At 67.4% G+C, this 5536-nt stretch carries 6 protein-coding genes and 1 pseudogene; 1 reads left to right on the top strand and 6 read right to left on the bottom strand.

Translation table 11 applies throughout. The features are described from left to right. Positions 1-285 (bottom strand): annotated as a pseudogene (locus FV228_RS34275) (peptidase M23); the annotation flags it as partial. A gap of 190 nt (positions 286-475) precedes the next feature. Between FV228_RS34275 and FV228_RS18980 the strand changes: the two are divergent. After that, the gene (locus tag FV228_RS18980) at positions 476-1030 is read left to right on the top strand and encodes a GNAT family N-acetyltransferase (RefSeq protein ID WP_147856042.1); all 555 of its coding nucleotides are present in this window, start codon (positions 476-478) and stop codon (positions 1028-1030) included. A 48-nt stretch (positions 1031-1078) separates the two neighbouring features. Here FV228_RS18980 and FV228_RS18975 read toward each other — a convergent pair whose 3' ends face one another. From FV228_RS18975 to FV228_RS18955, 5 genes are all read right to left on the bottom strand, one after another. After that, the gene (locus FV228_RS18975) at positions 1079-1396 is read right to left on the bottom strand and encodes a hypothetical protein (protein WP_147856041.1); all 318 of its coding nucleotides are present in this window, start codon (positions 1394-1396) and stop codon (positions 1079-1081) included. Between the two features lie 296 nt (positions 1397-1692). After that, entirely contained in the window at positions 1693-2979 is a 1287-nt protein-coding gene (locus FV228_RS18970; RefSeq protein WP_147856040.1) for a porin, read from the bottom strand. A gap of 225 nt (positions 2980-3204) precedes the next feature. Beyond that, positions 3205-4053: a 23S rRNA (adenine(2030)-N(6))-methyltransferase RlmJ gene (gene rlmJ, locus FV228_RS18965; protein ID WP_147856039.1), complete on the bottom strand. Its 849-nt coding sequence runs from the start codon at positions 4051-4053 to the stop codon at positions 3205-3207. A gap of 66 nt (positions 4054-4119) precedes the next feature. Then, positions 4120-4782, bottom strand: coding sequence for a ribonuclease T2 (locus FV228_RS18960; protein ID WP_147856038.1), 663 nt, complete (start codon positions 4780-4782; stop codon positions 4120-4122). Between the two features lie 2 nt (positions 4783-4784). After that, positions 4785-5246, bottom strand: coding sequence for a hypothetical protein (locus tag FV228_RS18955; RefSeq protein WP_147856043.1), 462 nt, complete (start codon positions 5244-5246; stop codon positions 4785-4787). Positions 5247-5536 lie beyond the last annotated feature (290 nt).

Raw genomic sequence — 5536 nt, 5'->3', positions numbered from 1 at the left:
CGCCTGAGTCGGGGCCGGGATCGCCGTGGCGGCCGGACGCGGAGCAGCACCGGGGGCGCCGAGCGCCTCGGACTGGATCCGGCCGGTACGGATCACCGGCGCCGGCTTCAGGCTACCCTCCGGCAGGCTGCCAGTGGCGGCAGGCTCCGACGAGAAGGGGTTTGAGAAAGGGTTGCTCAGGCGCGATGCGTCCGAGGAACAGGCGGCGGCACCGCCACCGATGATGCCGATGAGGGCGACGCGCGACAGCGTCCGTAACCCTCGACCCGTACCGCGCACCCGCATCGACGCACCCGTTTGCCTGACGCAACTTGATGCCCCAATGAAGACGGATTCAGGTTAAGCAACCGTTCCCGTCCGGCCTATCGGTAAGCGCATTGCGCTCTGTCTGAGTAGTGACGGCGACCGTCACGGGATGAAGGAGAGGGGTCTGACCGTGCCTTTTCCGGTCCGGTCGCCACCCCACATCGGAAAGATGTTTACCATTCGCGCCGCCCGCGACAGCCTCGCCGACCTGCCTCCGATCGAGACCGCACGCCTGTCGATCGCCGCGCTGCGGCCGGAGGATGCCCAGGACCTCCGCCGGGTCACCGACGATCCCGCGATCACCGCGGCGGTGGATTTCCTGCCGACCCCCTTCACCGTACGCGACGCCGAAGACCTGATCCGCAGCGGTGGGCGCGGCCAGGACCGCTTCCTGGGAGCCTGGATGCGCCGAGCCGGTGCATCTGAAGCGGGCGAGCTAACGGTCGCATCCGATCTGGTCGGCGTGGTCGGGACGCATCTGCGCGGACCCGGTGCGATCGAGATCGGCTATTGGGTCGGTGGCGCAGCGCGGGGGCGTGGCTTGGCCTACGAGGCGGTCTCGGCCATCCTCGAACTCCTGGGCAGGCGCTTCCCGGCCCGCATCGTCGTGGCGGAGTGCCGCCCCGGCAACGTCGCCTCCTGGGGCCTCCTGCAGAAGCTCGGCTTTCGCGACACCGGCGAGGAGGGGCACCGTCCCGGCCGACGCCTGCTCCAGCGAAGTTGAGCCAGACCAGCCGCGCCTCTTCGCGCCGCAGGACGGCGGCCGGCGCCTTCAGTTCAGGGCTTCGGCCAGTTCACCGGTCGCAGCCTTCGCCGCCTCGGCGGCCCGACGCTTCTTCTTGGTGCCCCCGACCTTGATAGTCCGCTCATCCTCGGACACGCGCTCGACGAGGGCGAAGCCGTGCAGTTCGGCCAGGCAGGCCAGATCCTGCTCCGGCTCCTCGAGCAAGGCATAGAAGGCGGCCCGCACGATATCCTTCTTGGAGGCATCGGGATGCTTCTCCCGGACGGCGGCGCGCAACGCCTTCGGCGTCATGCCGGGCGCGGCGACACTCCGCAACGTATCCGACAAAGCCTTGATCACTGGCATCTTTGAAATCCTCAACCCGCTCACGCATGACGGCTGAAGGATAATACGAGATTCGGCGATACCATCGCAAGTTCACCGCGACTTTTCCCGCGCCAGAACTGACTCTCCGTATGAGATATACAGCCTCTATTATTTCAGTTTACATCGTTTCTATATTATAATATCGAAGATCGAGCCGAGATTGGATCAGTGCTGCGCGACGCATTCGCGGTGTTCTCCGAACATAAAAAAACCCCCGGACGCGCGCCCGGGGGTCTTCGAAAGATCCGGCCCGAAGGCCGGCTCGGAGAATCGGATCAGAAGGTGATGCCGGTCTCGACCATGTAGCGGTCCTGCGAGGTGCGAGTGCCATAACGGCCGAAGCCGGTGCCGGGAGAAATTGTCCCGCCGTCCAAGACGGACGCACGCGTGATCCCGCCGAGCTCGACGTGGGCGTATTCGACCCGGAAGAAGTAGCGGTCGAACGTGAAGGTCGGCGTGACGGTCACCGAGAAGGCGTTGCTGCCGGGGCCAAAGCCGAGAAGGTTGGGGGTGTTGCCGCCGCGCACGCCGGTCTGTTCAGTGTATTCGACGCGTCCGGCGAGGGAGAAAATATCGTTGAAGGAGTAGGCGGCCAGCAGAGCGCCACCGAAAGTTGACGCGCTGCTGTTAATGCCGATCCGCTCATCCCGCTCGACGTTGGTGAACTGGAAGTAGGGCGAGATGATCCACGGGCCGTTCGCGTAGGTGTAGTTGATGTTGAAAATGCCGCTGTTCTGCTGGAAGTTCGGCGTTGCGAACTGGTAGCGCGCGCTGCGCTCGAAGGCGTTGGTGCGGCCGAGGTTGAGGCCGCCGTTGACACCGATCGTGTTGAAGTCGTCGAGCTTGTAGGCGACGTTGCCGGTCAGCCAGCTGATCTCGTTGGAGAAGAAACCGTCGGTGCCGGCCAGCGAGACCGAGAGGGGGCCGCTGCTGTAATTGACCTGCACGCCGTGGTTGATGAAGTTCTCCTGCACGAACAGGAGGCCGCGGTTGATGTTCAGGTTCTGGTAGGTGAACAGAAGCTCGGTGCCGATCAGGGTGAACATCCGGCCACCCTGGACCGACCATTCATCGTTGATCTGGATCTTGCCGAAAGCGACCGGAACCGGGCCGAACAGCAGATCGGTCTGGGTGAACGTGCCCAGGGTCGGGAAGCCGAGCTGTGGGATCGAGTAGGCGCCGGCCTGCACGTAGAACTGGAACGCGCCCTCAGGCTTCTGGATGATGCCCTGGAGGTTCGAGAAATCGACTCGCGCAGCCCGGTCTCGATCATTGGGAGCGGCGGGCGTCGAGAACGAAGCGAACGGATTGGTCTGGGTGTAGGCGTAGCCAGTGACGGCGCCGCCGACGTAGAGGTCGCCCAGCGGGCCGGCGGAGAAGCAGGTTGGGTTCGGGTTCGCCTTGATCAGGCCGCCATAGGTCGGGCCTAGGAGCGTGGCCTTGCAGGGTTCGGCCGGGGGCGGCACGGGCACGGGTGCCTTGGTCTGCAGATCGGCCGCGAGGATGCCGGTCGAGGAGAGCAGCACGGTGGCCAAGCCGGCCAGGGTGGATCGCTTCAGCATGGTTTCGCGGCTCGCTTGAATTGGTTCCCGGCCAAGCTGACACCGACCCGCCGCTGATACAAAATCAAACAAATGGCACTTGCCTAGTTTTTAGTCATTCTCGGCCCCTTGGGACGGGTCGGCAGAGGTCTGTGGTTTTGTAGCCACATTTCGGGGCGCTGCCCTGATGCGAGACCTTGCCAGACCGGTGCTCCGATTGCGCGATCCTTCGGCAATAGTGACGAATCAGCCCACTGCACCGATCCGAACGCAGCGAAATCCGCCGAACGCGTTCCGGGCCAGCCGCTCAGCTAGCGCTGGCAAGAATACGAGCGCCTCCTCGGCCAGGCGCCAGGGTGGATTGACGACGATCAACCCACTGCCGCACAGCCGCGTCGGGTCGTCCGGCCGGTCGATCAGCAGGTCGAGGCGCAGGGCCGGGCGAGGCAGGGCGGCATCGAGGTCCCGGACCATGCGGTCGATCGCGGCGGCATCCTTGATCGGATACCAGGCCAGGAACACGCCGGTCGGCCATTTTGCCACCGCGCGGGCGAGGTGTGTCCCGAGCCGCTCGATCTCGCCCGGCACCTCGTATGGTGGGTCGATCAGCACCAGGCCGCGGCGCTCGGGCGGCGGGATCTGCGCGTTGACCTCCGTCCAGCCGTCCAGGCTGAGCACCCTGGTGCGCGGGTCGCGCGCGTAGCGCTCCCCCAGGGTCGCGGCGTCCTCCGGGTGGAGTTCGACGAACACGCCCCTGTCGCCGGGCCGCAGGGCCTCGCGGATCACCGCGGGGGAACCGGGATAGGCGGAGGCGCCGTAGCGAGCCTGGACCGCCGCCACGGTCTCCCGGTAGGGCGTCAACAGCGCCTCGACCGCGGGCGCGAACGGCGTCTCCATCCGGCCCCAGCCGTCCCGCCACTCGCCGGTGCGAGCCGCCTCGTCGGCGGTGAGATCGTAGATTCCGAGGCCCGCGAAGGCGTCGAGCGCCCGGAACGGCTTGTCCTTGAGGCTCAGGTGGGCGAGCACCCGCGCGAGAACGAGGTGCTTGAGCACGTCGGCATGGTTGCCGGCGTGGAAGGCGTGCCGATAGTTCATGGCGTCGCCCTCAAGCGGATCCCGCGCTCCAGGTCCAGCCTATGATCGTGCAAACGGTCAAAAAAGTCAGCGGGCGGCGTCGAGGGTGATGTCCGGCGCGCGGCAATTGCCCCGGGCCACCTCGGGGCATGAAGTGAAGCCGCGCAGGTCCTTGGAGAAGCAGATCCGCACCTCCTGCAACTGCCCGCGCGTGCAGGTCACCGCCATCATGTCGGGGCGCAGGCCGCGGTTGGCGGCCACGAACTGCCGAGCGATCTCGATCGGCGCCACGGTCTGCGGGGCACCGCCGCCCTTCAGGCCGTCGGGGATCGTGACGGCGAGGCGCGCATCGCGGGCGGCCTGGAAGTAACGGGCCGGATCGAGGCCGGAGCAGGTGCCGTGGGTGCGCCACTCGTGCCGGGCGAGCCCCTCGCTCGGATAGACCTGGCCGGCAACCTCCAGCGCCTGCCGGGTCGGCGCCCGCTCCACAGCGGAGCAGTTCTGCGGGTAGCCGCGGTCATATTGCGGCCAGAGCCCATGCACCACGAAGCCGAGGCCCCGGCCGGGCGCGCATTGCACGTCGTTGCGACGCTCGCCGACGCCGGCGCAGTAGGTCGGCGACCACGACAGGGCCAGCACGTAGAAATCGAACGCGCCCGGCTCGCCCCGGCGGCTGAAGCCGCCGACATCCTGGGCGGCAACCGGCCCCGCGATCAGCAGGCCGGCGAGGCAGGCGACGCGGGCGCGCATCCTCAGGGCCGCGCCATCCGGCAGGCCGTCGCGTAGGCGTAGGCGAGATCGCGGTCGAGGCCGTGGACGCAGAACTCGACGCCCCAGGTCGCCCCGATGATGCCAAGGCTCTCACGCACCGAGTAATCGACCTTGCGGCGCACCCCGTCCGACGTGGTGACGGTGGCCGAGCAGAACCGGCGCGGATAGGTGTCGAGGCCCCAGGGCCGCCAGGCGGTGCGCTCGATCGTATCGAACGACCGGATCGTCATCGACGAATTCCAGTACTTCGCCTCCTTCTCGGCGAAGTTGGTCGAGACCCGCTCCAGCACGCTCTGGTCCTGGCAGCCGGGAATCTGCGCGTCGAACGGAAAGATCCGCTCTTCGGCGGGCTCGATATCCTCCCGGGCCGAGCGGGCCAGCGCCGGCTGCGCGACGGAGAGGAGTGCCAGCCCGAGGGCGAGGCTGTGAAGGATCGGGCGCATGGCGCGTGCCTCGACGGGGGTGCTGTCCTGCATGCGCGAGACGATGGCTCGGCTGGGCCGCCAGTCAAGCTCTTGCGCACAATCCGGAACGCTTTAGCCGATCTGTGCGGCCCGGCCGCTACAGGTCCGGGCCTACCGCGGTACGCCGAAAACCGGGCGTCTCAGTAGATCGGCCCCGTGCTCGGCGGCGGCGCGCCGAGCTGCAGCGGCTCGTCGTAATCCTGCGCCGGCTCCTCGGGGGCGGCGGCGACCCGGGGTGCGGGCCGGACCGGCGGCGCCGAGGTGTAGGC

The organism is Methylobacterium sp. WL18 (genome assembly GCF_008040015.1).
Classification (GTDB): Bacteria; Pseudomonadota; Alphaproteobacteria; order Rhizobiales; family Beijerinckiaceae; genus Methylobacterium; species Methylobacterium mesophilicum.
Note: the sequence above shows the minus strand (reverse complement) of the source record. Positions and strands in the feature narration are given on the sequence as shown.